The sequence below is a fragment of the Streptomyces sp. NPDC040610 genome, from assembly GCF_055594065.1.
In genome coordinates, this window is record NZ_JBVIXA010000015.1 from 122695 (window position 1) to 143721 (window position 21027).

Below are 21027 nucleotides of genomic sequence, written 5' to 3' on the forward strand. Positions count from 1 at the left end.
TCACGTCGCTCCGCCATGAGCCGGTGGCAGGCGTCGGCCAGAGGGCCATCCGCTGTCGGCAATGAGTCACCCCGGGGCCCGCCGGACAGGCCCTAAGGTGCCCCGGCCCCGGACCTAAGGCAGCCCGCGTGCGGCAGGATGCGCAAGCCTCCCGATGTGGCGCCCCCACCTCGGTGACGACGCTGGAAACACAGCAAGTGACCAGCTCGTTCAAGGAGGCCGTCGTGACGATGCATCACGAGTTCCAGACCGCCCGGCAGGCCGAGATCCTGTCCCGCGCCGCGCGGCGCCGCCTGGTCCGCGAGGCCGAGGCGGCCGCGAAGGCGGCCCGTGCCGCCGCCGACAACGGCCCCGGCCCGGACAGCCGCACGCACTACGTCCGCACCGCGTGACGGAGCAAGGGCGCCGCGGGACCGGGCACCCGGTCGCCGAGGCCCCCGCCTCGATCGCGCACCCGGCCGCCGCAGCCCTCACCTCGATCGCACCCCTGGCCGCCGCACCCCCCACCGACCTCGAAACGGTTGTCCCGCTTCTCGCACGGCATGCGATGCTCGGCACCATGCAGAGCAGGCACACCAGCCCCGTCTTCGTCGGCCGCGGCGCCGAGCTGACCGCCCTCGGCGAGGCCCTGGCCCGGGCGAACGCCGGGGAGCCCCGCGCCCTCTTCGTGGGCGGCGAGGCCGGGGTCGGCAAGACCCGGCTGATCCAGGAGTTCCTCGGCCGGGCCGCCGCGGCCGGGGCCGTCGTCGCCCTCGGCGGCTGCGTGGAGACCGGCGCCGACGCCCTGCCGTACCACCCCGTCTCCGCCGCCCTGCGCTCCCTGCGCCGCCAGCTCGGCGCGGAGCTCGACGACGCCGTCGCCGGGCAGGAGGGCGAGCTGGCCCGGCTGCTGCCCGAACTCGGCGAACCCCTGGCGGCACCCGTGGGCCACCTGGAGACCGACGGCCGCGCCCGGCTCTTCGAACTCACCGTCCGCCTCCTCGAACGCCTCGCCGCCGACCGCACCCTCGTCCTCGTCCTGGAGGACCTGCACTGGGCGGACCGCTCCACCCGCGAACTGCTGAGCTATCTGCTGCGCGCCCTCACCGACAGCCGCATGCTCATCGTCGCCACGTACCGCACCGACGACCTGCACCGCCGCCACCCGCTGCGCCCCGCCCTCGCCGAGTACGAGCGGCTGCGCACCGTCACCCGCCTCGAACTGCTCCGCTTCGACCGCGCCGAGGTCCGCCGCCAGCTCGCCGCCATCCGCGGCGAGGCCCCGTCCGAGCAGGTCATCGACCGGATCTTCGACCGCTCCGAGGGCAACGCGTTCTTCGTCGAGGAGCTGGCCTGCAGCATCCTCGAAGGCTCCCCGGGCGGCATCAGCGACTCCCTGCGGGACCTCTTGCTGGTCCGGGTCGAGGCGCTGCCGGACGAGGTGCAGCGCGTGGTGCGGATCGCCGCCGAGGGCGGCTCCGCGGTGGAGTTCCCGCTCCTCGCCACCGTCACGGGCCGCACCGAGGACGAGCTGATCGAGACCCTGCGCACCGCTGTCGGCGCCGCCGTCCTGCAGCCCTGCGACGAGGGCGAGTCCTTCCGCTTCCGGCACGCCCTGATGCGCGAGGCCGTGACCGGTGACCTGCTGCCCGGCGAGCGCTCCCGGCTGAGCCGTCGCTACGCCGAGGCGCTGGAGGCCGACCCCGCGCTCGTACGGTCCGAGGAGAGGGCCGGACGCCTCGCCGGGTACTGGTTCGGCGCCCGTGACCCGGCCCGGGCACTGCCCGCCGTGATCGCCGCGGCGGCCGCCGCCCGGGGGCGGCACGCGTTCGCCGAGCAGCACCAACTGCTGGAGCGGGCACTGGAGTTGTGGGACGACACGCCCGAGGAGTTGCGCCGCCGGACGATGCGGCAGGGCGTCGAGGACGGCCTTGGCCTGGCCCTCTCGCCGGACGTCCCCGGAGACTTCGTGGACCTGCTCGCCGCGATCGCCGTCGCCGCGCGTCTCGCGGGGGAGCGGGAGCGGGCGCTGGCCCTCTGCAAGCGGGCGTTGCGCCAACTGGAGGGTGCCCCTTCCGTGAGCTCCCGACCCCGCTCGGGCGAGGGGGATCCGATTCGGGCGGCCTGGTTCTGGACCGAGCGCCACCGGCTGATGCGCGCCCTCTCCCGCTCCGACGGCTGGGACGAGATCGCCCACGCCCAGGAACTGGTGAAGGGCCTGCCGCCGTCGGTCGTCCACGCCGAAGTGCTGATGAACGCGGCGTACTGGTACGCGGTGCACCAGCCGGGGCCGACGGCTCTCGACATCGCTCAACAGGCGGTGGAGCTCTGCCGGTTGACGGGCGCCGAGACCACGGGCCTCGCCGCGCAGCACACCCTGGCCTGGCTCATCATGGACACGGGCGACCTGGAGGCTGGGCTGGAACTGGCCCGCGACGTGTGCGCGCGGGAGCTGGCGCCGGGCAACACGGACGTCGTGCTGCGCGGCTACGGCAACCTGTCCACGGCGCTGCACGGCATCGGTCGCTTCGGTGAGGCCGTCGAGGTCGCCGAGGAGGGCACAGCGCTGGCCGAGCGGCACGGGCTGCCGGACATCGCCTCGTTCATCGACGGCAACCTCGCCGAGTCCCTCACCCAGCTCGGCCGGTGGGCCGACGCCGACGCGGTGCTCGCCCGGGCCATCGGCCGCCGCGGGGTGAGCGCCCGCACCTGGGGGCAGGTCGCCGAGCAGCGGGCCGAACTGGCCCTGGCCCGGGGCGCGTACGACGACACTTTGCGCTTGATCGAGGAGTCCGGCGGCTGGACCACGGGGCCCTACCCGGAGCCGCAGCACACCCTGACCGTCGCCCGCGTCACCATCGCCCTCGCGGCCGCCGACGGCCGGATCCTCGACGTCCGCTCCCTCCTCCAGACGGCGGTCGGCGACGCCATCCCGTCGGGCCACCAGCGCTACGGCTGGCCGCTCCTGTACGAGGCCGCGGCGGCGGAGGCGCGGGCCCGCGGGCAGGCGGTGGCCGAGCCGGGGCGCGAGGCGGCGGTGGCGCGGATCCGCGAGGCGATGCGGGGCCAGCCCGAGTTCGTACCGCTGTGGGCCGCGCAGGCCCTGATGATCAAGGCCGAGCTGCGCACGGCCGAGGGCGGCGATGCCACCGCGCTCTGGACGGAGGCCGTGGCCGCCACCGAGCAGTTGCGGGCCCCCATGCTCCTCGCCACCGCCCGGCTGCGGCTCGCGGAGGCCCTGATCACCCACGGCGGCTCCCGGGAAGCGGCCGGTCAACTGCTGCGGCAGGCCGAGGCGGTGGCGCGCGAGCTGGGCGCGGCGCCGCTGGAGGAGGAGATCGCCACGCTGGCCGGCCGCGCCCGGATCCCGCTGCGGCAGGCCGACGGGGAGGCGGCCCCGCCCCCGGCGGCGGCGCTGGGGCTGACCGCCAGGGAGCGGGACGTGCTGCGGCTGGTCGCCGCCGGGCGGAGCAACCGGCTCATCGCGGAGGAGCTGTTCATCTCGCCGAAGACGGCGAGCGTGCACGTCTCCAACATCCTGGCCAAGCTGGGCGCGTCGGGCCGAGGGGAGGCCGCGGCCATCGCGCACCGGCTGGGGGTCTTCGACGAGTGACCTTCCGTCCGTGCTCCGCGAGCAGGGTCAGGCGGGACCGTCCGGCCCCACGGCGTCCACGGGGTCCAGCACGAAGACAGGGATCGTGCGGCCGGCCTTCTCCCGGTAGTCGGCGTACGTCGGGAACGTGGCTACCGCGCGCTCCCACCACTCGGCCTTCTCGTCCCCGGTGACCTCACGGGCCGTCATGTCCCGGCGTTCGGCCCCGTCCTGGAGCTCCACGCGCGGGTCGGCCCTGAGGTTGAAGTACCAGACCGGGTGGCGCGGGAAGCCGCCCTTGGAGCCCACGGCCGCGTACCGCCCCTCGTGTTCCACGCGCATGAGCGGGACCTTGCGGAGCTTGCCGGTCCGCGCGCCGCGCATGGTGACGATGACGACGGGCAGGCCCGTGTCCCACAGCGTGGTGCCCCGCGTACCGCCCGAACTCTCGTACAGCTCGACCTGATCGCGGATCCACTGCGCCGGACTCGGCTCGTACTCGCCCTCAAGAGGCATCGCGGTCCCTTCCGTCGTCACGTGCGGATGATGTCGCGCCGTTCACCATGAGCCTCGCGCGGTGTGGCGAGGCACTCGCCTTCCCCTTCGTTCCCGTCTCCCGCGGGGCAAAGCGGGAGTCCGGGAAGTTTTTATGAGCGCTCCTTGCCCGGAGTATGAGCAAACGATGACGGCGGCCGGTGGGGCGCTCGGAGGCTGTTGTGCTGGGCGCATGAACAGCAAGCGCACATCCCGTTCCCGTATGTCCCGCCGCTCGGCCCGCTACGCCGCGGGCGGGGCCGCCGCAGTCGCCGCGCTCGGCCTCGCCCTGGCCGGATGCGGGGAGAAGGGCTCCGGCACCAGGGACGAGGGGAAGAGCACGACGGCGGCGACCGGTACGAAGGTGCTGTGGGTGGGCGACTCCATCGCGGGCGCCGAGGCCCCCGCACTGGGCGCGGCCCTGAAGGCCAGTGGTGTGGAGTTCAAGGACTCCTCGTCGGACGGCGGGGGCACGGTCGTCGACAGCGGCGAGAAGATCACGCGGATGATCTCCGACGACACCTGGAAGCAACTGGCCAAGGACATCGGGTCGTTCCGCCCCACCGTCGTCGCCTACCAGGTCACGACGTACGACTGGGGAAGCAGGGAGCAGCAGCGGACCGCCTACGAGAAGCTCGTCGACACGGCCAAGGACGCGGGCGCCGAGGTGGTGTTCGTGCCGTCGCCGCCCATCAAGGTCGACGGGTTCTACAAGCAGCACGAGGCACAGATGCGTACGGCCCCCGAGGTGGCCGCGGACGTCGCCAGGAAGAGCGGTGGCGCGGCGGCGTTCCTCGACGCCTCGCAGGTGTGGGGCACGGACCACGCGGCGAAGAAGGCGCTGCGTGCCCCGGACGGCATCCACAACTGCCAGCAGGGCGCGGCCGCCTTCGCCAAGTGGTTCACCGGGGAACTCGGCAAGCGGGAGAAGTTCACCCCGGCGCCGGTGGACTCCTGGGCCCAGCGGACCTGGACCGGCGACGAGCGCTACGGCAAGCTCCGCTGTGCCGCGTGAGGAAACGGCCCGTGCGGCGGGCCCCGGTGCGGCGCACCCCGGTGAGGCGGGCCGGGCGCACATCGCCGCCCTGGACGGGCTGCGCGGGTTCGCGGTCGCCGCCGTGCTGCTCTTCCACGCCGGGCACCTGAGCGGCGGGTTCCTCGGCGTCGACCTGTTCTTCGTGCTCTCCGGTTTCCTGATCACGGGGCTGCTGCTCGGGGAGGCGGCGGGGCGCGGCCGGGTCGCCCTGGCCGCGTTCTGGGGCCGTCGTGTCCGCCGGCTGCTGCCCGCCCTGTGCTGCGTGGTGGTCGTGACCGTGGCGGCCACGTGGGCGTGGGGGAGCGCGGAGCAGCTGCGGTTCGCGCGCGACGACCTGCCCTGGGTCGGGGCCCAGGCGGTCAACTGGCACTACATCGCCGAGCGGATCGGCTACTGGAACGCCTCCGACACCCGCGTCTTCGCGCATCTGTGGAGCATCGGCGTGGAGTGGCAGTTCTATCTGGCCTGGCCGCTGGTCGTGGCGGTCGCCGCCCGGGGGCGGTGGGGCGAGCGCGTCGTGGCCGCGCTCGCCGGGGCGGGCGCCCTGGTCTCCCTCGCCCTGACCGTGTCGCTCGGCGCCGCGGTGGACACCACCCGCGCCTACGAGGGCACCGACACCCGGGGCGCCGCCCTGCTGCTCGGGGCGCTCATGGCCACCGCGCCGGTACGGAACCTCGCGCGCCGGGTGCCGCCCCGCGCCGCCGACCCGGTGTGCCTCGCCCTGGCGTGCGGCCTCGCGGTGGCGTGGACGGTGACCGAGGGCGAGAAGGCGCCCCTGCTCTTCCAGGGCGGGCTCTTCCTGCACTCGCTGGCCGCGGCCGTCCTGATCGTCCTGCTGGCCCGGGTGCCGGGCACCCGGTCGGCACGGATCGCGGGCAGCCGCCTGCCGCGCGGCCTCGGCAAGGTCTCGTACAGCCTGTATCTGTGGCACTGGCCGGTGTATCTGCTGCTGTTGCCGAGGCTGTCGGCGCTCGGGGACCTGGGCGGGACGGCCGTCGCGATCGGGGTGTCTCTGGGGGCCGCCGTGGTGACGACGCGGTTCGTGGAGGATCCGGTGCGGCTGCGGGCGGGGTGGGCGCGGGGCGGGCGCGGACTGGCCGCGGTGGCCGCGCTGGCGCTGGCGGGGGCCGTGCTGTGGGCGGTGGTGCCCGAGCCGGTGACGGGGGCGGGCACGGTCGACGTCGAGCAGCTGAGGTGACGCCCGGGCGAGCGGGAAGCCCCACGCGCCCCACCCGTACATTGAGCGATCCACCGGATGGCTCACGCGATGCCGGAAAACCCGCCCGCTGTGGAAGGACCCCTGCATGACCCGTGTCCTGCTGATCGAGGACGATCCGGCCGTACGCCGTGGAGTCGTCCTCGGCCTGTCCCGCAACGGGCACGAGACCGAGGCGGTCGGCACCGGCGAGGACGGCCTCGAAGCCCTGGCCGCCTTCAAGCCCGACATCGTGCTCCTGGATCTGATGCTCCCCGGCATGAGCGGCCTCGACGTGTGCCAGCGCATCCGCGAGACCAGTCAGGTCCCCCTCGTGATCCTCTCCGCGCGCGGCGACGACATCGACGTCGTGATCGGCCTGGAGGCGGGCGCCGACGACTACGTCGTCAAACCCGCCGGGGCCGCGGTCATCGAAGCCCGGATCCGGGCGGTGCTGCGCCGCGTCGCCCCCGCCCAGGCCGACACCGCCGCGGGTGCGGGGCCGACCCGGGTCGGCGACCTCGAGATCGACCGCGACGCGCTGATCGTCCGCAAGCAGGGCAAGGAACTCCCGCTCGCCCCCTCCGAGTTGAAGCTGCTGCTCTTCCTCAGCGCCGCCCCGGAGCGGACCTTCAGCCGCCAGCAGCTGCTGGAGGACATCTGGGAGCACAGCTACTACGGGGACGCCCGCCTGGTCGACGCCTGCGTGATGCGGCTGCGCGCCAAGGTCGAACAGGACCCGCGGAGCCCGGTGTACGTCCAGACGGTGCGCGGCTTCGGCTACCGCTTCGGCCCGCTGCCCGCATGAAGCTCTCCCTGCCCCGTGGCCTGCGCCCGCGCCTGGTCGTCGCCTTCGTCCTCGTCGCCGCCCTCAGCGCGCTGATCACCGCAGCCCTCACCTTCCGGCAGGCCCGCAGCGCGATCCTGGACCGCACCCAGAACAACGCCGTCCACGACCTGCGCCTCCAGGTCGACTCGCTCGCCCCCAACCTTCCGGCCGACCCCACCGACACGGACCTGCGCACCTTCGCACGCCAACTCGACCGCGCCTCGGGCTCCCGCGCCTGGCGCACGGCCGTCTCCCGCGACGAGGGGCCGCTCATCGGCACCGCGGCCGACATCGGCGGCGCCCTGCGCACCGCGACCAAGAGCGGCGACGCCACCTTCTACGAGCGCGTGGAGCACGCCGACGGGCCGCGCCTGTTGATCGGCATGCCGATCGGCTACACCGACGGGCGTGCGGGGGCCGACCGGGACGGGGGAAGCGGCCGGAGCGCAGGAAGCGAACAGGGCGCGGGAACCGGCCAGAGCGAAGGCACGGACCAGGGCGCGGGAACCGGCCGGAGCCAAGCAGCGGAGAAGCCGTCGGGCCTGGTCGCCTACGCCGTCATGTCCCTGAAGGGCGAGCGTGCCGACATCTCCGCCCTGATCACCGCGGCCTGGGCGGGCGCTCTGCCCGCGCTCGCCTTCGCCGTCGTGCCCGCCCTGTTCGCGGCCCGCCGGGTGCTGCGTCCCGTACGGCAGTTGCGTACGGCCGCCGAGAAGATCACCTCGGGCGCCCTAGGCACGCGCCTCGACGTCGTCGGCAAGGACGAACTCGCCTCCCTGACCGGCACGTTCAACACCATGGCGGCCACCCTGGAGCGGGACGACGCCGAGCTGCGGCGGATGGAGGCCAACGCCCGTCGGTTCGCCGCCGACGTCTCGCACGAACTGCGGACCCCGCTCGCCGCGATGGCCGCCGTCACGGACGCCCTGGACGAGGACGCCCGTTCGGCGGCGCTGCCGCCGGACACCGCCGACGCGGTCCTCCTCATCAGCGACGAGACCCGCAAGCTGACCGCCATGGTCGAGGACCTGATGGAGATCTCGCGCTTCGACGCGGGCGCGGCGGTGCTGCGCCTGGACGACGTGAGTCTGGCCACCGTCGTCCACAAGACACTTCACCTGCGCGGCTGGCGCGAGCCGGACGAGGTGATCACCGAGCTTCCGCGGGAGGATCCGCGCATCCGGGTCGACGCCCGGCGTATCGATGTCGTCCTCGCCAACCTGATCGGCAACGCGCTGCGCCACGGCGCCGCTCCCGTCACCGTCCGGGCGACCGCCACGCGGGAGTCCCTGGTGATCGACGTCGCCGACAGCGGTCCCGGCATCCCCGACGAGGTGCTGCCGCACGTCTTCGACCGCTTCTACAAGGCGGACGCCGCGCGCGCCCGCTCCGCGGGCAGTGGACTGGGACTCGCCATCGCGAGGGAGAACGCACGGCTGCACCACGGCACCCTGGTCGCCGCCAACCTCCCGGACGGCGGTGCGGTGTTCACTCTCACCATCCCGCGCGCGCTCCCGCATGAGGACCAGTCGTGAAGCGCCAACTCGCTTGCCTCGCCGCTGTGTTGGGTGTCCTCTCGGCGGGCTGCGGCGTCGGCTCCACGGGTCCGGTCCGGGCCGGGGCCCCGGCGTCCGGCCTGCGGGATCCGGGATCCGCGAGCCACTACGCCCAGCTCTACTTCGTCGGTCCGTACGGCATCCAGGCCGTCACCCGTCAGGTCGGATCCGCCGCGACCCCGCAACAGGCCCTCGACCTGCTCCTCAAGGGCCCCGACACCGCCGAACGCGCCCGCGGCCTGATCACCGAGGTGCCCCCGATCCACGGGCGGCTGATCGCGCGGGTCGACGACGGCGGCGTGGACCTGCGCCTTCCGGTGCCGGTGGCACAGACGACCGGTGGCGGCGGCCTCGGGCTCAGCCAGATCATCTGCACCGCGGCCAACGCCCGGGTCGCCGACGGCAAACAGCCCCCCGACGTGGACGTACGGGTCTACGAGGAGGGCTACGGAACGCCCTGGACCGTCCGCTGCAACGCGGCGGGCAACGTCGTTCCCGTGTCCGACCCTTCCCCGAGCCGGAGTGCCACGCGGTAGGCCGGCTACGATCGCGATCCCGCGCACCTCGTCCTCCGTTCCGCTCCGGCGGGTCCGCCGGGCGCGGTTCAGTCGCCCCCGCGCACCAGGGGCGCCATCGGTTCCCGGGCCGCAGCCTGCGTTCGTTCCGTACGCTGACGGCGTGACGCACGACAACAGACCGAAGCGCGAAAGCACCGCTGCCGAGCGGCCCCTGGCCGTGTTCGACCTCGACGGCACCCTCGCGGACACCGCGCACCGCCAGCGCTTCCTGGAGCGCAGGCCGCGGGACTGGGCGGCGTTCTTCGCCGCCGCCCCGCACGACCCGCCGCTGCCGAAGGGCGTGCGGCTCGCCCTGGACAGCGCCGAAGAGTGCGACATCGTCTACCTCACCGGTCGGCCCGAGCGCTGCCGCGCCGACACCGAGGCGTGGCTGGCCGCGCAGGGGCTGCCCGCGGGGCCGGTCCGGATGCGGCCCGACCACGACCGGCGGCCCGCGCGCCGCACCAAGCTGGAGGCCCTGCGGGACCTCGCCCGCGACCGTGAGATCCGGATGCTCGTGGACGACGACGAGTTGGTCTGCGTCGACGCCGAGCGGGCCGGGTTCACGGTGGTGCGGGCGCGCTGGGGCGGCGCGTCCGCGGAACTGCGGGACGCGCAGGAGCGCCAAGGCCGTACGTGAGGGCGGGCTGCGCCGGGGCCCGGTGGCTCAGGCCGAGTCCTCCAGGCGGAAACCGACCTTCAGGCCGACCTGGTAGTGCTGGATCTGTCCGTCCTCGATATGGCCGCGCACCTGCGTGACCTCGAACCAGTCGAGGCCGCGCAGGGTCTGTGCGGCGCGTTCGATGCCGTTGCGGATGGCCTGGTCGACGCCTTCGTGCGAGGTGCCGACGATCTCGGTGACCCGGTAGGTGTGGTCGGACATGAGCGGGCTTCTCCTCTCCGCGGCGTTGCGGTGCCCTCCACGGTAGTGCCGGGGGCGGGTGGGGGCCTGTCGGCGGATGTGGGGGGAAACTGTGCCCACGCGTCCACCGAAGTGTCACGAATGAGCGCACGCCCCTTGACCTGCGGGTTGGTCCATACCAAAATCCTGCACACCCGTTCGAGCTTCAGCTCTTCCCCACGTCGGGCTTCCCCCGCCCTGTCCGCAGGCAGAAAGTGACCGACGTGAACCGCCGCCGCCTCCGCACCGCCCTCTCCCTCACCCTGGCCCTCGCCTCCACCGCCCTGCTGCCCGGCTGCGGCCATCTGCCCGGAGGCGGCGGGGACGACCGCAGCACCGTGCGGGTGTGGCTGATGCGGGGCAGCGCGTCGGACGCCTTCGTCAAGCGCTTCACGGAGGACTTCGAGAAGCAGCACGGCAACATCGACCTGGACATCCGCGTCCAGGAGTGGACCGGCATCGGCGAGAAGGTCAAGGCCGCCCTGAAGGACGACGACGGACCGGACGTCATCGAGGTCGGCAACACCCAGGTCGCCCAGTACGTCGACCAGGGCGGCCTCGCGGACCTCACCCTGGAGTCCGCGCGCGACCTGGGCATGGAGGACTGGCTGCCGGGCCTCGCCGAACCCGGCCGCTACGACGGCGGCCAGTACGGCATCCCCTGGTACGCCGCCAACCGCGTCGTCATCTACAACAAGGACCTGTTCGCGCAGGCCGGGATCGAGCAGCCGCCGAAGACGCGCCAGCAGTGGCTCGCGGACACCCGGCGGCTCGACTCGGGCGGGAACCAGGGGCTCTATCTGGCCGGTCAGGACTGGTACACGCTCGCCGGATTCATCTGGGACGAGGGCGGCGACCTGGCCAAGGGGGAGAAGTCCGGCTCCTGGCGGGGCACCCTCGACACGCCCGCCGCGCTGCGCGGCATGGAGTTCTACAAGCAGCTCCAGGCGCTCGGCGACGGGCCGCCCGACGCCGACGAGGAGCACCCGCCGCAGTCCGGCGTGTTCGCCAAGGGCGACGTCGCGCAGATCATCGCCGTGCCCGGCACCGCGCGCGCCATCGAGGCAAAGAACCCCAAGCTCAAGGGCAAGCTCGGCTACTTCCCCATCCCCGGCAAGACCGCGGGCAAGCCCGGCGCCGTCTTCACCGGCGGCTCCGACCTGGTCGTGCGGGACGGCACCGACGAGCGCAAGGGCGCCGTCGAGGTGGTGAAGGCCCTCGCCGGGGACAAGTGGCAGAAGGACCTGGCCCGCACGATGGACTACGTACCGAACAAGACGACGCTGGCGTCCGCCGTGTCCGGGGAGGCCGGGGTCGCCGCGATGGCGGTCGGCGCCGCGCGGGGGCGGGCCACGCCCAAGTCGCCCGCGTGGGCGGCCGTGGAGGCGGACAACCCCATCAAGGCGTACATGTCCAAGGTCCTCGCCGGAGGTGATCCGGCCGTCGAGGCCAAGGCCGCGTCCGGCCGGATCACCAAGGCGCTGGACCCCGCGGGGCCCTGAGGCCGACTAGCCGGGCGCGCCACCGGCCCCGCGCGGCGCCGTGGGCGGGGCGGCCGGCATCAGGCCTCGGCCCCGGACACCGTGCTCAGCGACAGCGCGAAGCGGGCCCGCTCGTCCGTCCACCAGTGGGTCAGGGACAGGTCCGCCGCCGCCAGCTCCGACTTCACCACCTCCTCGCGGAACTTCGCGGAGATCTCCGTGCGCAGGTCCTCGCCCTCCGCGAAGTGCACGGCGAGGTCGAGCGCCGGGACCTTCACGGTCTGGGCGGTGCGGGAGCGCAGCCGCATCTCGATCCACTCGTGGTCGCGGTCCCAGACGGCGACGTGGGCGAACGCGTCGGGGTCGAAGTCCGCGCCCAGCTCGCGGTTGATGACGTGCAGGACGTTCTTGTTGAACGCGGCGGTCACGCCCGTCGAGTCGTCGTACGCCGAGACGAGCACCCCCTCGTCCTTGACCAGGTCCGTGCCGAGGAGCAGCGCGTCACCGGGGGACAGCAGGCCGCGTACCGAGGTCAGGAACGCGGCGCGCTCGGCGGGCAGCAGATTGCCGATGGTGCCGCCGAGGAACGCGACCAGGCGCGGCCCCGGCGTGCCGGGCAGTGCCAGGCCCCGGGTGAAGTCGGCGATGAGGGCGTGCACGTCGAGCGCGGGCCGCTCGGCGAGCAGCGTGTTGGCCGCGCCGGTGAGCGCGGACTCGCTGACGTCGACCGGGACGTAGGTGTGCAGGGAGGGCATCGCGTCGATCAGGTGCCGGGTCTTCTCGGAGGAGCCCGAGCCCAGCTCGACGAGGGTGCGCGCGCCCGTCGCCGTGGCGATCTCGGCGGCCCGGGCGATGAGGATCTCCCGCTCGGCGCGCGTCGGGTAGTACTCGGGCAGCGTGGTGATCTCGTCGAACAGGGCGCTGCCGCGCGCGTCGTAGAACCACTTGGGCGGCAGCGACTTCGGTGTCCGTGTGAGGCCGTGCAGAACGTCGGCGCGCAGTGCGGCGCCCGCGGCGTCGTCGGGCAGGGTGCGGGTCAGCAGGAACGGGCTCACGCGGTGGGCTCCTTGAGCGGGGTCAGCAGGATGTCGGTGGCGGTGGCGGCGAGCAGGGTGCGGTCGGGCACCTCGCGCCAGGCCGGGTCGTCGTCGTAGGGCTCGGAGGCCACGACGGTGCGGCGGCCCGGCGCGGTCAGGTACCAGAGGGTGTCGCCCCAGGCCGTCGCGGCGATCGTCTCGCCGTCGGTGAGGAGCAGGTTCAGACGCGAGGCGGGCGCCGCCCGTGCGACCTCCACGGTGACGTCGCCGAGCGCCTGCGCCGCCTCGTCGCCGCGCCGCAGCCGCTCCAGGACGAGCGCCCACACCAGCGCCGAGTCGCAGCGCGCCTCCAGGGCCAACAGGTCGGCGGGCGGCAGCGTGGTGGCGACCGCGGCGAGCGAGTCCGGCCAGCCCGACACCGCGCCGTTGTGGCTGAACAGCCAGGGCCCCGCGGCGAACGGCGCCGCCGCGGCCTCCCCGTCCGCGCCCGCCTCGGTGGCGTCCCGCACCGCGGCGAGCACCGCGCCGGAGCGCACCACCCGGGCCAGGTCCGCGAAGGACTGGTCGCCCCAGATCGGCCCGGCCCTGCGGTAGCGCGCCGGCACCGGATCGCCGTCCGCGTACCAGCCCACGCCGAAACCGTCCGCGTTGACCGTCCCGTGCCGCTGCCTGCGCGGCGCCCAGGACTGCCGGAACAGGCTGTGCGCGGGCTCCACGAGCAGCGCGCCGAGCGCCTCGGGCGCACCCAGGAAAGCGAGGTGACGGCACATCAGAGAACCCCCTCGGAGGTCTCGGCGGCCGTGAGGTCGCGCGCCGTGCGGAAGCCGGAGAAGATCTGCCGCCGCACCGGATGGTCCCAGTTGCGGAACGTGCCCCGGCACGCCACCGCGTCGACGGAGAAGGCGCCGCCGCGCAGCACCTTGTAGTCGCCGCCGAAGAACACTTCCGAGTACTCGCGGTAGGGGAAGGCCACGAAGCCCGGGTAGGGCAGGAAGTCGCTGGCCGTCCACTCCCACACGTCGCCGATCAACTGCCGTACGCCGAGAGGCGACTCGCCCAGCGGATAGCTGCCCGCGGGGGCCGGGCGCAGATGCCGCTGCCCCAGGTTCGCCCGCTCCGGCGTCGGGTCCGCGTCGCCCCAGGGGTAGCGCAGCGACCGGTCCTCGCCCGGGTGGTGGCGCGCGGCCTTCTCCCACTCGGCCTCGGTCGGAAGCCGCCGCCCGGCCCAGCGCGCGTACGCGTCCGCCTCGTACCAGCTGACGTGCAGCACCGGCTCGTCGGCCGGGACCGGCTCCAGGGCGCCGAAGCGGCGCCGCAGCCACTGGCCCGCCTCGCGCCGCCAGAACAGCGGCGCCGTCAGCTTGTTGCGGCGCACCGCCTCCCAGCCCCGCTCGTGCCACCAGCGCGGCTCGTCATAGCCGCCGTCGTCGATGAAACGCTGGTACGCGGCGTTGGTGACCGGCGTGGTGTCGATGAAGTACGGCGGTACGAGGCGCCGGTGCGCGGGGCGTTCGTTGTCGAGCGCCCACGGCTCCGCCGACGTGCCCATCATGAACGGGCCGCCGGGCACGAGGACTTCGGGCGGACCCGCGAACGGGGGCGCCGGATCCGGGTCCGGTGCGGTGAGCGCGGGGGCGCCCGCACGCAGCTGATGGGTGATCAGCATCGTCTCGTCGTGCTGCTGTTCGTGCTGCGCGATCATCCCGAAGGCGAAGCCCGCGTCGGTGAGCAGCGAACCGTGGAACGGCGTGCTCTCCAGCACGTCGAGCGCGCGGCCCCGCACGTCGGAGGCGTAGCGCCGGGCCTCGTCGGGGGCGAGCAGCGGCAGCGAGGGCCGGGTCGCCCGGGGGTGCTCGAACGCGTCGTACAGGGAGTCGATCTCGGGCCGCAGCGCCTCACGGCCGCCGACCGCGCGCAGCAGCCACTGCTCCTCCTGGTTGCCGATGTGTGCGAGATCCCACACCAGCGGGGACATCAACGGCGAGTGCTGGGCGGTGAGTTCACTGTCCTCGACGCACGAGGTGAGCAGCGCGGTGCGCTCGCGCGCGGCGAGCAGCGCGCTCTGCGCGCGGGTCCGCAGCGCCTCGGGGTCGGTCGGGGAGCCGTGCGGGGGTCCCGTCGTGGAACCGGTCATCGGTGTGCGTCCTTCCCGAAGAGAGGGGTCCCGTCCATGGGCGCGTCGGCCCCGTGCGCCCCGTCCGGGTGCGCCGCGTCGAGCAGGTCGTCGGCGGGGCAGCGGCCGCGGGCCACATAGCGGTCGGCGTGCGCCGCGACGACCGACAGGACGTGGCTGTCGGCGCCGAGTCTCGGCAGCGCGTCGAGCGCGGCGGCGAAACAGGCCGCGGCGGCCTCGTGCAGCTCCGGATCGGCGAGGCCGTGGCGCGCCGCGTCCAGCCACAGCGGGCTGTGCGGCGGCGGGGTGGCACCCGCGCGCTCGGCCAGGGGCTTGACGGTGCGGTAGGCCGTCTCCGCGGCGCCCGCGTCGTCGAACAGCGCGCTCGTCACCGCGAGCGGCACGATCCAGCCGTCCTCGCCGGGCTGCGCGTCGACCATCCGCAACTCCAGGTGGCCGCGCGGTCTGACCGGCGGGAACAGCGTGGTGAGGTGGTAGTCGAGGTCGGCGCGGGTGGGCGGGCGCGGGGCGCCGGAGCGGGCCCAGGACCGAAAGCTCAGGCCGTCCGGAACCAGCCAGGGCGCCTCGTCCGCGGGCTCGCCGCGCACGCACATCACGGGCGCGTCCAGGGCGTGCCGCGTCCAGGCGGCCCGCGGCTCCTCGTCGAGCGCGGGCGCCCCCGACCTGCCCGGGTCGATGCCCGCCCACACCGCCTGCCGGGTGGAGCGCCAGCCGGTGCGGCGGCCCTCCTGCAGCGGGGAGTTGGCGAACGCGGCGACCAGCACGGGGCCGAGCAGATGGGCCAGGCGCCAGCGGCGCGCGTAGCCCAGCGGCCCGGGCTCCTCGTACCCGGCGTCCAGGCAGATCTGCACGGACGCCGTGGAGCACATCATGCGCCGTCCTGCCTCGCCGGTGCGGTCGAACCAGCTCTCCATCGCGTCGTAGCGCGGCTCGTGCAGGATCCGCGCGGGCGCGCGCCAGGGATCGGCGCCGAGGCCGGTGAGGGTCAGGTCCAGGGAGCGGAGCGTGTCGCGGACGACGGCCAGATCGGCCGATACGGCTGACACGCACTCCATCAGGGAAGCGGCGGGAAGCGAGCTGAGCTCAAGCTGGCCGCCGGGTTCGACGGTGACCGTCGAGTGCAGGGGCTTGGTCCGCAGTGCCGCGCGAGCGGCTTCGACACGGGCGGACGACACGGGCGTGCGGGGCGCGTCCGGTGTGTGCAGGAGCCATTCCAGCTCCACACCGGTCACGGCGGGTGGGCCCGTCTTGAAGCAGATGCCGCGCACCAGGGCCTCTATCTCGGCCTCGGTGACGGCTTCGCCGAGGCGGGCTCGGCGTTTCGTACAGTCTCCCTCTGGCATGTCGCGGGTCCTCCTGTTCGGCCCGCGCGGGCGGACTGCCCGCGCAGCGCTCGTAACACCCAAGACCTTGAACCTATTTCGCACAAGACTGCCCTCGTGGCCGGGAAATGCCGTTGCGACGGCCGACAGGCACGGCACACCATCTGTTCATGTTCGACACGGGGTATGGACGCGGACACGGCACTGGGGACACCGGAGACGGGGCCATGTCCAGCATGGGGGACAGCGCGGAGCACGGCACGCGGAGCACGGTGGCGCGGGGCGCGGGGGCCATGGTGGCACCCGGCGAGGGGCGTCGGTGAGCGCGCGGCTGCGCGGGATCGCGCAGGACACGGTGGACATCGTCGCCGTCGGGGCGTACACGGCGCCGGACGGACGGCGCGTGCGGCTCGCGGACGCGGTGGCCGCCGCGCGGGCCGGGACCCGGCTGTACGGCCCGGACCCCGTCGAGGTGCCCGCGCGCGAGCCCGGCCCGACGACCGTCGAGGTCACGGGGGAGTCCAGCCTGGAGGCCGCCCACCGGCTGCACGGCGCGGGCGGCGGCCCGGTCGCCGTCCTGAACTTCGCCTCCGCCCGCAATCCGGGCGGCGGCTTCCTGAACGGCGCACAGGCGCAGGAGGAGGCGCTCTGCCGGTCCTCCGCGCTGTACGCCTGCCTCCTGGAGCAGCGCAGCTTCTACGACCACCACCGCGCGCACCGCGACCCGTTCTACAGCGACCGCGTCATCCACGCGCCCGCCGTGCCCGTCTTCCGCGACGACCGCGGCAACCTCCTCGGCGACGCGTACGCACCCGGGTTCCTCACCTCGCCCGCGCCCAACGCCGGAGTGGTGCGGCGCACGGCGCCCGAGCGGGCCGACGCGCTCCCCGCCGCGCTCGCCGCCCGTGCCGAACGCGTCCTGGAGACCGCCGCGGCCTGCGGCTACCGGCGGCTCGTGCTCGGCGCGTGGGGCTGCGGGGTGTTCCAGAACGATCCGGCGCAGGTGGCCGAGGCGTTCCGGGCGCCGCTGGGGGCGGGCGGCCGGTTCGCCGGGTACTTCGACCACGTGGTCTTCGGGGTCCTCGACCGGACCCGGGGCGAGACGACGCGCCGGGCCTTCGAGCGGGCCTTCGGGGCCGCGGGGGTGACGGGCGGTACGGGCGGTACGGGTCGGTCTTCGGACTGAGGTGGCGAGGCGGTGAGGTCGTGAGGCGGTGAGTCGTGAGGCCAGGGCAACCGGGCGGTCGGGCGGCCGCCCGCGTCAGCCCTGCGCCTGCCCCCGGCCCTGCTCGATGCGGTACTGCTCCGCCAGCTCGTCGAAGGTGTCCGTGGCGGCCTCCCCGAGGACCGTCGGGTGCGCCTCGCCCACGAACGCCCGCACCCGCGCCAAGACCTCCCCGGCCTTCTCCGCGCTCGCGAAGATCCCGAGCACGAGGACACACTCCGGGTCGTCCGCTCCCCGCGCGTCACCCAGCGTGAAGCCCCACGGCACCTCACAGGGCCCGTCGTGGTCCTCGACGGGGCACAGGAGCCGGGCGAGCGGCTCCTGGAGGGCGAGCGCGGCGTCGGTCCCGGCGCAACCGTGGATGTGGATTTCGTAGATCTGCACGCTGTGGACGGTAGGCGGGCGGGGCGGTGGCCGCACGGGGTTTTCGGCGTGGGGGGGGGGCTGTCGGGGGCTGCTTGGCGAGTGGTGCCCGCCGGGCTGCCGGGCCTCTGCGGCATGCGGGGCCTCCCCGTGCCGCCGTGCGCCTACCGCGCGTGCCAGGCGCAGGGCGCGTACCGCCTCACGGCGCGGCCTGCGCGTCGGCCAGCGGCGTCGGCCACTCCTCGTGCCAGCGCAGGTCGTCCTCCAGCTGCGCCGCCAGCGAGATCAGCAGGGGCTCGCTGCCCGCGGGGCCCAGGAGCTGGGCGCCGACCGGCAGGCCGCCCGTGACACGGCCCGCGGGCACGTTCACGCCGGGCCAGCCGAGGACGTTCCACGGCCACGCGTACGGGCAGGCCGCGATCATCGCCTGGTCGGTGCGCCAGCCGCTGAGCGCGGCCATGGTGCCGACGGGCGGCGGCGGGGTTGCCGTCGTCGGCGCGAGGACCACGTCGTACGTGTCGAAGACCGCCCCGACCCTGCGGTGCAGCGTCGCCTCCGCGCGCCGCGAGAGCCGCAGCGGCGCGCCGCCGAGGAGCCGTCCCAGGCGCGCGGCCTCCCGGGTGCGCGGGTCGAGCAGCGACGGGTCGGGCACCCGGCGCACCCAGTCCGCCACGCCCGCCGTGGCCCGGGGCACGAAGGCGAGCCCGATCTGGCCGTAGCGGGGGTCGGCCTCGGACACGTCGTGGCCCAGGGCGGCGAGCCGCTCCGCGAGCGCCACGACCTTGCCGCGCACCAGCGGGTGCAGCCGCTTCGGCGTCGCCGTGAACGGCATGCCCAGCGAGAGGGCGACCCGCAGCCGCCCCGGCTCGCGGGTGGCCGCTTCGGCGGCGCGGATCGCGGGCGGCTGGTGCAGGTCGTCCGCGTGGTTGCCGCTGGCCACGTCGAGGAGCAGGGCGGCGTCGGCGACGGTCCGGGCCAGCGGGCCGTTGACGGTGATGCCGTTGAAGGCCTCCGGCCACGGCCACGTCGAGATCCGGCCGCGCTGCGGCTTGATCCCGACGAGGTGCGTCCACGCCGCCGGAATCCGCACCGACCCGGCGCCGTCCGAGCCGAGGGCCGCCGGGACCAGGCCCGCGGCGACCGCGGCCGCCGAACCGCCCGACGAGCCGCCCGGCGTGTGCCCGGTGTGCCACGGATTGCGGGTGTCGCCGAAGGCCGGGCCCTCCGTGAACGGCCATTGCCCCAGCTCGGACGTGTTGGTCTTGCCGACGATGACGGCGCCCGCGGCCCGCAGCCTGCGCACCGCCTCGGCGTCCTCGGTCTTCGGCGGGAAATCCCCGGGGCAGCCGAACGCGGTGGGCTCGCCCGCCACGTCGGTGTCGTCCTTCACCGCCACCGGAACGCCGAGCAGCGGCAGCCGCCTGCCCGCCGCCAACTCCCGGTCGGCCGCCTCCGCTTCGGCCGTCGCGGCCTCGGCGCGCACCACCCGGAACGCGTTGAGACGGGGCTGCGCCGCCTCGATCCGGGCGAGCGCCCGCTCGGTCAACTCCCGTGCGGTCACCCGGCCCTCGGCGAGCACACGGGCGGTCTCCGCGAGTCCCGCGGAACGGTCGGCGGTCATGTGGGGGCACCTTCCAGGGGGCGGCACGGCCGTGGGGAGGGGGAGGGCAGTGGGTGCGCGGGGCAGAAGGGGGCACAAGAGGGCAGGGGGAGGGGGCCAGTGGTCGGCGGCCCGGTCGGGCAGGTGACCGAACGGTAGCCTCCGGCGGCCCAACGCGGTATCCGGACGGGGGAGTTCACGCCGCTCACCGGGTGTGCCCCGCCCCCGTGGCGGCGCGCGGGGGAGGCGTGCGACGCCCCCGCGGGGCCGTGCGTGCGCCGTCGCGGGCGTGCGTGACAGGCCGCGCGACCAGGTACGACGGCGTGCGCGGCCATGCCCCGCCGCCTGCCCGGCAGCGCCCCCGCGCCCGCCTGGGTGCGCCCCGGGGCCGTCTGGAAGGATTGCGAGGGTCATGGTGCAGATACCGAAGCAGCAGCCCGCGCCGGTTCCGGCGCCGGACGCGCCGAACTCCCCGCCCGACCCCGTGCCGCAGGGCACCCCGCACTCCGTCCCGACCAGCGCCGACGTCGCCCGCCTCGCGGGCGTCTCCCGCGCCACCGTCAGCTACGTCCTGAACAACACCAGTGCCGTCCGGATCAGCGAGCCCACCCGCCGCCGCGTCCACGCGGCCGCCAAGGAACTGGGGTACGTCCCGCACGCCGCCGCCCGCAGCCTGCGCGCCGGGCACAGCCGCATGGTCCTGATGCCGACGCCGCAGATCGCCGTCGGCCCGCTCTTCAGCGAGTTCATCAACGAACTCCAGTGGGCGCTCAGCCGGTTCGACTACACCGTGGTGCAGTACGGCAGCCTCGGCCTGACCGGCGAGGAGGCCGCCCGCGCCTGGGCGGAGCTGCGCCCCGTGGCCGTCCTCGCCCCCGACGCGATCGCGCTCGGCGCCCGCGGCGTCGCCGTGCTCAAACGCTCCGGCGCCAAGGCCGTCTTCACCCTCGGACCGCAGCGGGCGGACGGCGCGCACGCCCTGCTCATGGACCAGCGCCTGGTCGGCCGCGCGGCCGCCGCGCACCTGCTGGCACAGGGCCGCCGCCGCATCGGCGTCGTCGTCCCCGAGGAACCCGGCCTCGAGGCCTTCTCGCAGCCGCGCCTGGACGGCGTGCGCACGGCCGCGCGCACCGTCGAGGGCAGCTCCGTCACCGAGCTGCCCCTGGCCTACACGGAGGACTCCGCGGCCCGCCTCGTCGACGGCTGGCGCTCCCTCGGCCTCGACGCGGTCTTCGCGTACAACGACGAGTACGCCATGCTCCTGACGCGCGCCCTCCAGGACGAGGGCGTCACCGTCCCCGACGACGTCGCCGTCGTCGGCGCGGACGACCTGATGCTGGCCCGGCTGCTGCGCCCGCGCCTGAGCAGCGTCCGCATCGAGCTGCCGTCGGGCCGGAGCCTCGCGGAACTCGTCGACCGGGTGGTGCGGGAGCCGGGCGGGCGGCCGGAAGTGCACGACGTGCTCGGTGCGAGCGTGGTGCACCGCGAGTCGAGCTGACCCGCGGCGCGCCGACGCGGGCCGCGGCCACCCTGGTCGGGCCGCCGCCGGAGCCCTGGAGACAGACAGGGCGTGGGGGGGGGGGGGGGGGGACCCCCCCCCCCCCCCGGGAGGGGCGGTGGGGCGAGGGGGGAGTGCTCCTTTTCCTTGTCTTTTTTTTTTTTCCTCGCTGCTTGTCCTGCTTCCGT

The 21027-nt window shown here is 74.6% G+C and carries 19 protein-coding genes; 11 read left to right on the top strand and 8 right to left on the bottom strand.

Going from position 1 to position 21027, the window contains the following annotated elements; all coding sequences use genetic code 11:
- The first annotated feature begins 224 nt into the window (after positions 1-224).
- A complete protein-coding gene (locus ACZ6AA_RS35270) occupies positions 225-392 on the top strand; it encodes a hypothetical protein (RefSeq protein WP_468460670.1) in 168 nt (55 codons plus the stop codon).
- A 155-nt stretch (positions 393-547) separates the two neighbouring features.
- A complete protein-coding gene (locus tag ACZ6AA_RS35275) occupies positions 548-3592 on the top strand; it encodes a helix-turn-helix transcriptional regulator (protein WP_471462598.1) in 3045 nt (1014 codons plus the stop codon).
- 27 nt (positions 3593-3619) lie between these two features.
- Here ACZ6AA_RS35275 and ACZ6AA_RS35280 read toward each other — a convergent pair whose 3' ends face one another.
- Positions 3620-4087, bottom strand: a complete 468-nt coding sequence (locus tag ACZ6AA_RS35280; protein WP_471462600.1) for a nitroreductase family deazaflavin-dependent oxidoreductase — start codon at positions 4085-4087, stop codon at positions 3620-3622.
- 241 nt (positions 4088-4328) lie between these two features.
- Here ACZ6AA_RS35280 and ACZ6AA_RS35285 point away from each other — a divergent pair, with 241 nt between their 5' ends.
- The 6 genes from ACZ6AA_RS35285 to ACZ6AA_RS35310 all read left to right on the top strand — a co-directional run bounded on the left by ACZ6AA_RS35285 (position 4329) and on the right by ACZ6AA_RS35310 (position 9918).
- Positions 4329-5120 carry an SGNH/GDSL hydrolase family protein gene (locus ACZ6AA_RS35285; protein ID WP_471462532.1) on the top strand — a complete coding sequence of 264 codons (792 nt, stop codon included), beginning with the start codon at positions 4329-4331 and terminating at the stop codon, positions 5118-5120.
- Entirely contained in the window at positions 5110-6339 is a 1230-nt protein-coding gene (locus ACZ6AA_RS35290; RefSeq protein WP_471462534.1) for an acyltransferase family protein, read from the top strand. Before ACZ6AA_RS35285 ends, ACZ6AA_RS35290 begins: the two co-directional genes overlap by 11 nt.
- A gap of 106 nt (positions 6340-6445) precedes the next feature.
- Complete coding sequence (locus ACZ6AA_RS35295) at positions 6446-7144, top strand: response regulator transcription factor (protein ID WP_468460664.1); 699 nt, start codon at positions 6446-6448, stop codon at positions 7142-7144.
- A complete protein-coding gene (locus ACZ6AA_RS35300; protein WP_471462536.1) occupies positions 7141-8700 on the top strand; it encodes a sensor histidine kinase in 1560 nt (519 codons plus the stop codon). Before ACZ6AA_RS35295 ends, ACZ6AA_RS35300 begins: the two co-directional genes overlap by 4 nt.
- Positions 8697-9257, top strand: a complete 561-nt coding sequence (locus tag ACZ6AA_RS35305) for a hypothetical protein (protein WP_471462538.1) — start codon at positions 8697-8699, stop codon at positions 9255-9257. The genes ACZ6AA_RS35300 and ACZ6AA_RS35305 overlap by 4 nt, the downstream gene beginning before the upstream one ends.
- 142 nt (positions 9258-9399) lie before the next feature.
- Positions 9400-9918, top strand: coding sequence for a phosphatase domain-containing protein (locus ACZ6AA_RS35310; protein WP_468483347.1), 519 nt, complete (start codon positions 9400-9402; stop codon positions 9916-9918).
- A 27-nt stretch (positions 9919-9945) separates the two neighbouring features.
- On the opposite strand, the gene ACZ6AA_RS35315 is transcribed toward ACZ6AA_RS35310, so the two are convergent.
- Positions 9946-10161: a dodecin gene (locus ACZ6AA_RS35315; RefSeq protein ID WP_030362570.1), complete on the bottom strand. Its 216-nt coding sequence runs from the start codon at positions 10159-10161 to the stop codon at positions 9946-9948.
- Between the two features lie 233 nt (positions 10162-10394).
- Between ACZ6AA_RS35315 and ACZ6AA_RS35320 the strand changes: the two genes are divergently transcribed.
- Positions 10395-11681: an extracellular solute-binding protein gene (locus tag ACZ6AA_RS35320; RefSeq protein ID WP_468460656.1), complete on the top strand. Its 1287-nt coding sequence runs from the start codon at positions 10395-10397 to the stop codon at positions 11679-11681.
- Between the two features lie 59 nt (positions 11682-11740).
- Here ACZ6AA_RS35320 and egtD read toward each other — a convergent pair whose 3' ends face one another.
- Genes egtD through egtA form a run of 4 tightly spaced genes read right to left on the bottom strand, consistent with a single transcriptional unit; the run spans position 11741 to position 16174 of the window.
- Positions 11741-12715, bottom strand: a complete 975-nt coding sequence (gene egtD, locus ACZ6AA_RS35325; RefSeq protein ID WP_471462541.1) for an L-histidine N(alpha)-methyltransferase — start codon at positions 12713-12715, stop codon at positions 11741-11743.
- Positions 12712-13467: an ergothioneine biosynthesis protein EgtC gene (gene egtC / locus ACZ6AA_RS35330; RefSeq protein ID WP_468460652.1), complete on the bottom strand. Its 756-nt coding sequence runs from the start codon at positions 13465-13467 to the stop codon at positions 12712-12714. The genes egtD and egtC overlap by 4 nt, the downstream gene beginning before the upstream one ends.
- Complete coding sequence (egtB, locus tag ACZ6AA_RS35335; RefSeq protein ID WP_471462543.1) at positions 13467-14831, bottom strand: ergothioneine biosynthesis protein EgtB; 1365 nt, start codon at positions 14829-14831, stop codon at positions 13467-13469. The genes egtC and egtB overlap by 1 nt, the downstream gene beginning before the upstream one ends.
- Positions 14828-16174, bottom strand: a complete 1347-nt coding sequence (gene egtA, locus ACZ6AA_RS35340) for an ergothioneine biosynthesis glutamate--cysteine ligase EgtA (RefSeq protein WP_468483351.1) — start codon at positions 16172-16174, stop codon at positions 14828-14830. The genes egtB and egtA overlap by 4 nt, the downstream gene beginning before the upstream one ends.
- 298 nt (positions 16175-16472) lie before the next feature.
- Here egtA and ACZ6AA_RS35345 point away from each other — a divergent pair, with 298 nt between their 5' ends.
- A complete protein-coding gene (locus ACZ6AA_RS35345) occupies positions 16473-17339 on the top strand; it encodes a TIGR02452 family protein (RefSeq protein ID WP_471462545.1) in 867 nt (288 codons plus the stop codon).
- Between the two features lie 75 nt (positions 17340-17414).
- On the opposite strand, the gene ACZ6AA_RS35350 is transcribed toward ACZ6AA_RS35345, so the two are convergent.
- Positions 17415-17762, bottom strand: a complete 348-nt coding sequence (locus tag ACZ6AA_RS35350; protein ID WP_468460644.1) for a hypothetical protein — start codon at positions 17760-17762, stop codon at positions 17415-17417.
- 178 nt (positions 17763-17940) lie between these two features.
- Positions 17941-19362, bottom strand: a complete 1422-nt coding sequence (locus ACZ6AA_RS35355; RefSeq protein WP_468460642.1) for an amidase — start codon at positions 19360-19362, stop codon at positions 17941-17943.
- A 391-nt stretch (positions 19363-19753) separates the two neighbouring features.
- Here ACZ6AA_RS35355 and ACZ6AA_RS35360 point away from each other — a divergent pair, with 391 nt between their 5' ends.
- Positions 19754-20839: a LacI family DNA-binding transcriptional regulator gene (locus tag ACZ6AA_RS35360; RefSeq protein ID WP_468460641.1), complete on the top strand. Its 1086-nt coding sequence runs from the start codon at positions 19754-19756 to the stop codon at positions 20837-20839.
- Positions 20840-21027: the final 188 nt, after the last annotated feature.

Bases quoted from the DNA above. Each gene is read 5' to 3' on its own strand.
- ACZ6AA_RS35275 (WP_471462598.1), top strand. From the start codon at position 548: ATGCTCGGCACCATGCAGAGCAGGCACACCAGCCCCGTCTTCGTCGGC.
- ACZ6AA_RS35280 (WP_471462600.1), bottom strand. From the start codon at position 4,087: ATGCCTCTTGAGGGCGAGTACGAGCCGAGTCCGGCGCAGTGGATCCGC.
- ACZ6AA_RS35285 (WP_471462532.1), top strand. From the start codon at position 4,329: ATGTCCCGCCGCTCGGCCCGCTACGCCGCGGGCGGGGCCGCCGCAGTC.
- ACZ6AA_RS35295 (WP_468460664.1), top strand. From the start codon at position 6,446: ATGACCCGTGTCCTGCTGATCGAGGACGATCCGGCCGTACGCCGTGGA.
- ACZ6AA_RS35300 (WP_471462536.1), top strand. From the start codon at position 7,141: ATGAAGCTCTCCCTGCCCCGTGGCCTGCGCCCGCGCCTGGTCGTCGCC.
- ACZ6AA_RS35315 (WP_030362570.1), bottom strand. From the start codon at position 10,161: ATGTCCGACCACACCTACCGGGTCACCGAGATCGTCGGCACCTCGCAC.
- egtC (WP_468460652.1), bottom strand. From the start codon at position 13,467: ATGTGCCGTCACCTCGCTTTCCTGGGTGCGCCCGAGGCGCTCGGCGCG.
- egtB (WP_471462543.1), bottom strand. From the start codon at position 14,831: ATGACCGGTTCCACGACGGGACCCCCGCACGGCTCCCCGACCGACCCC.
- egtA (WP_468483351.1), bottom strand. From the start codon at position 16,174: ATGCCAGAGGGAGACTGTACGAAACGCCGAGCCCGCCTCGGCGAAGCC.
- ACZ6AA_RS35355 (WP_468460642.1), bottom strand. From the start codon at position 19,362: ATGACCGCCGACCGTTCCGCGGGACTCGCGGAGACCGCCCGTGTGCTC.
- ACZ6AA_RS35360 (WP_468460641.1), top strand. From the start codon at position 19,754: ATGGTGCAGATACCGAAGCAGCAGCCCGCGCCGGTTCCGGCGCCGGAC.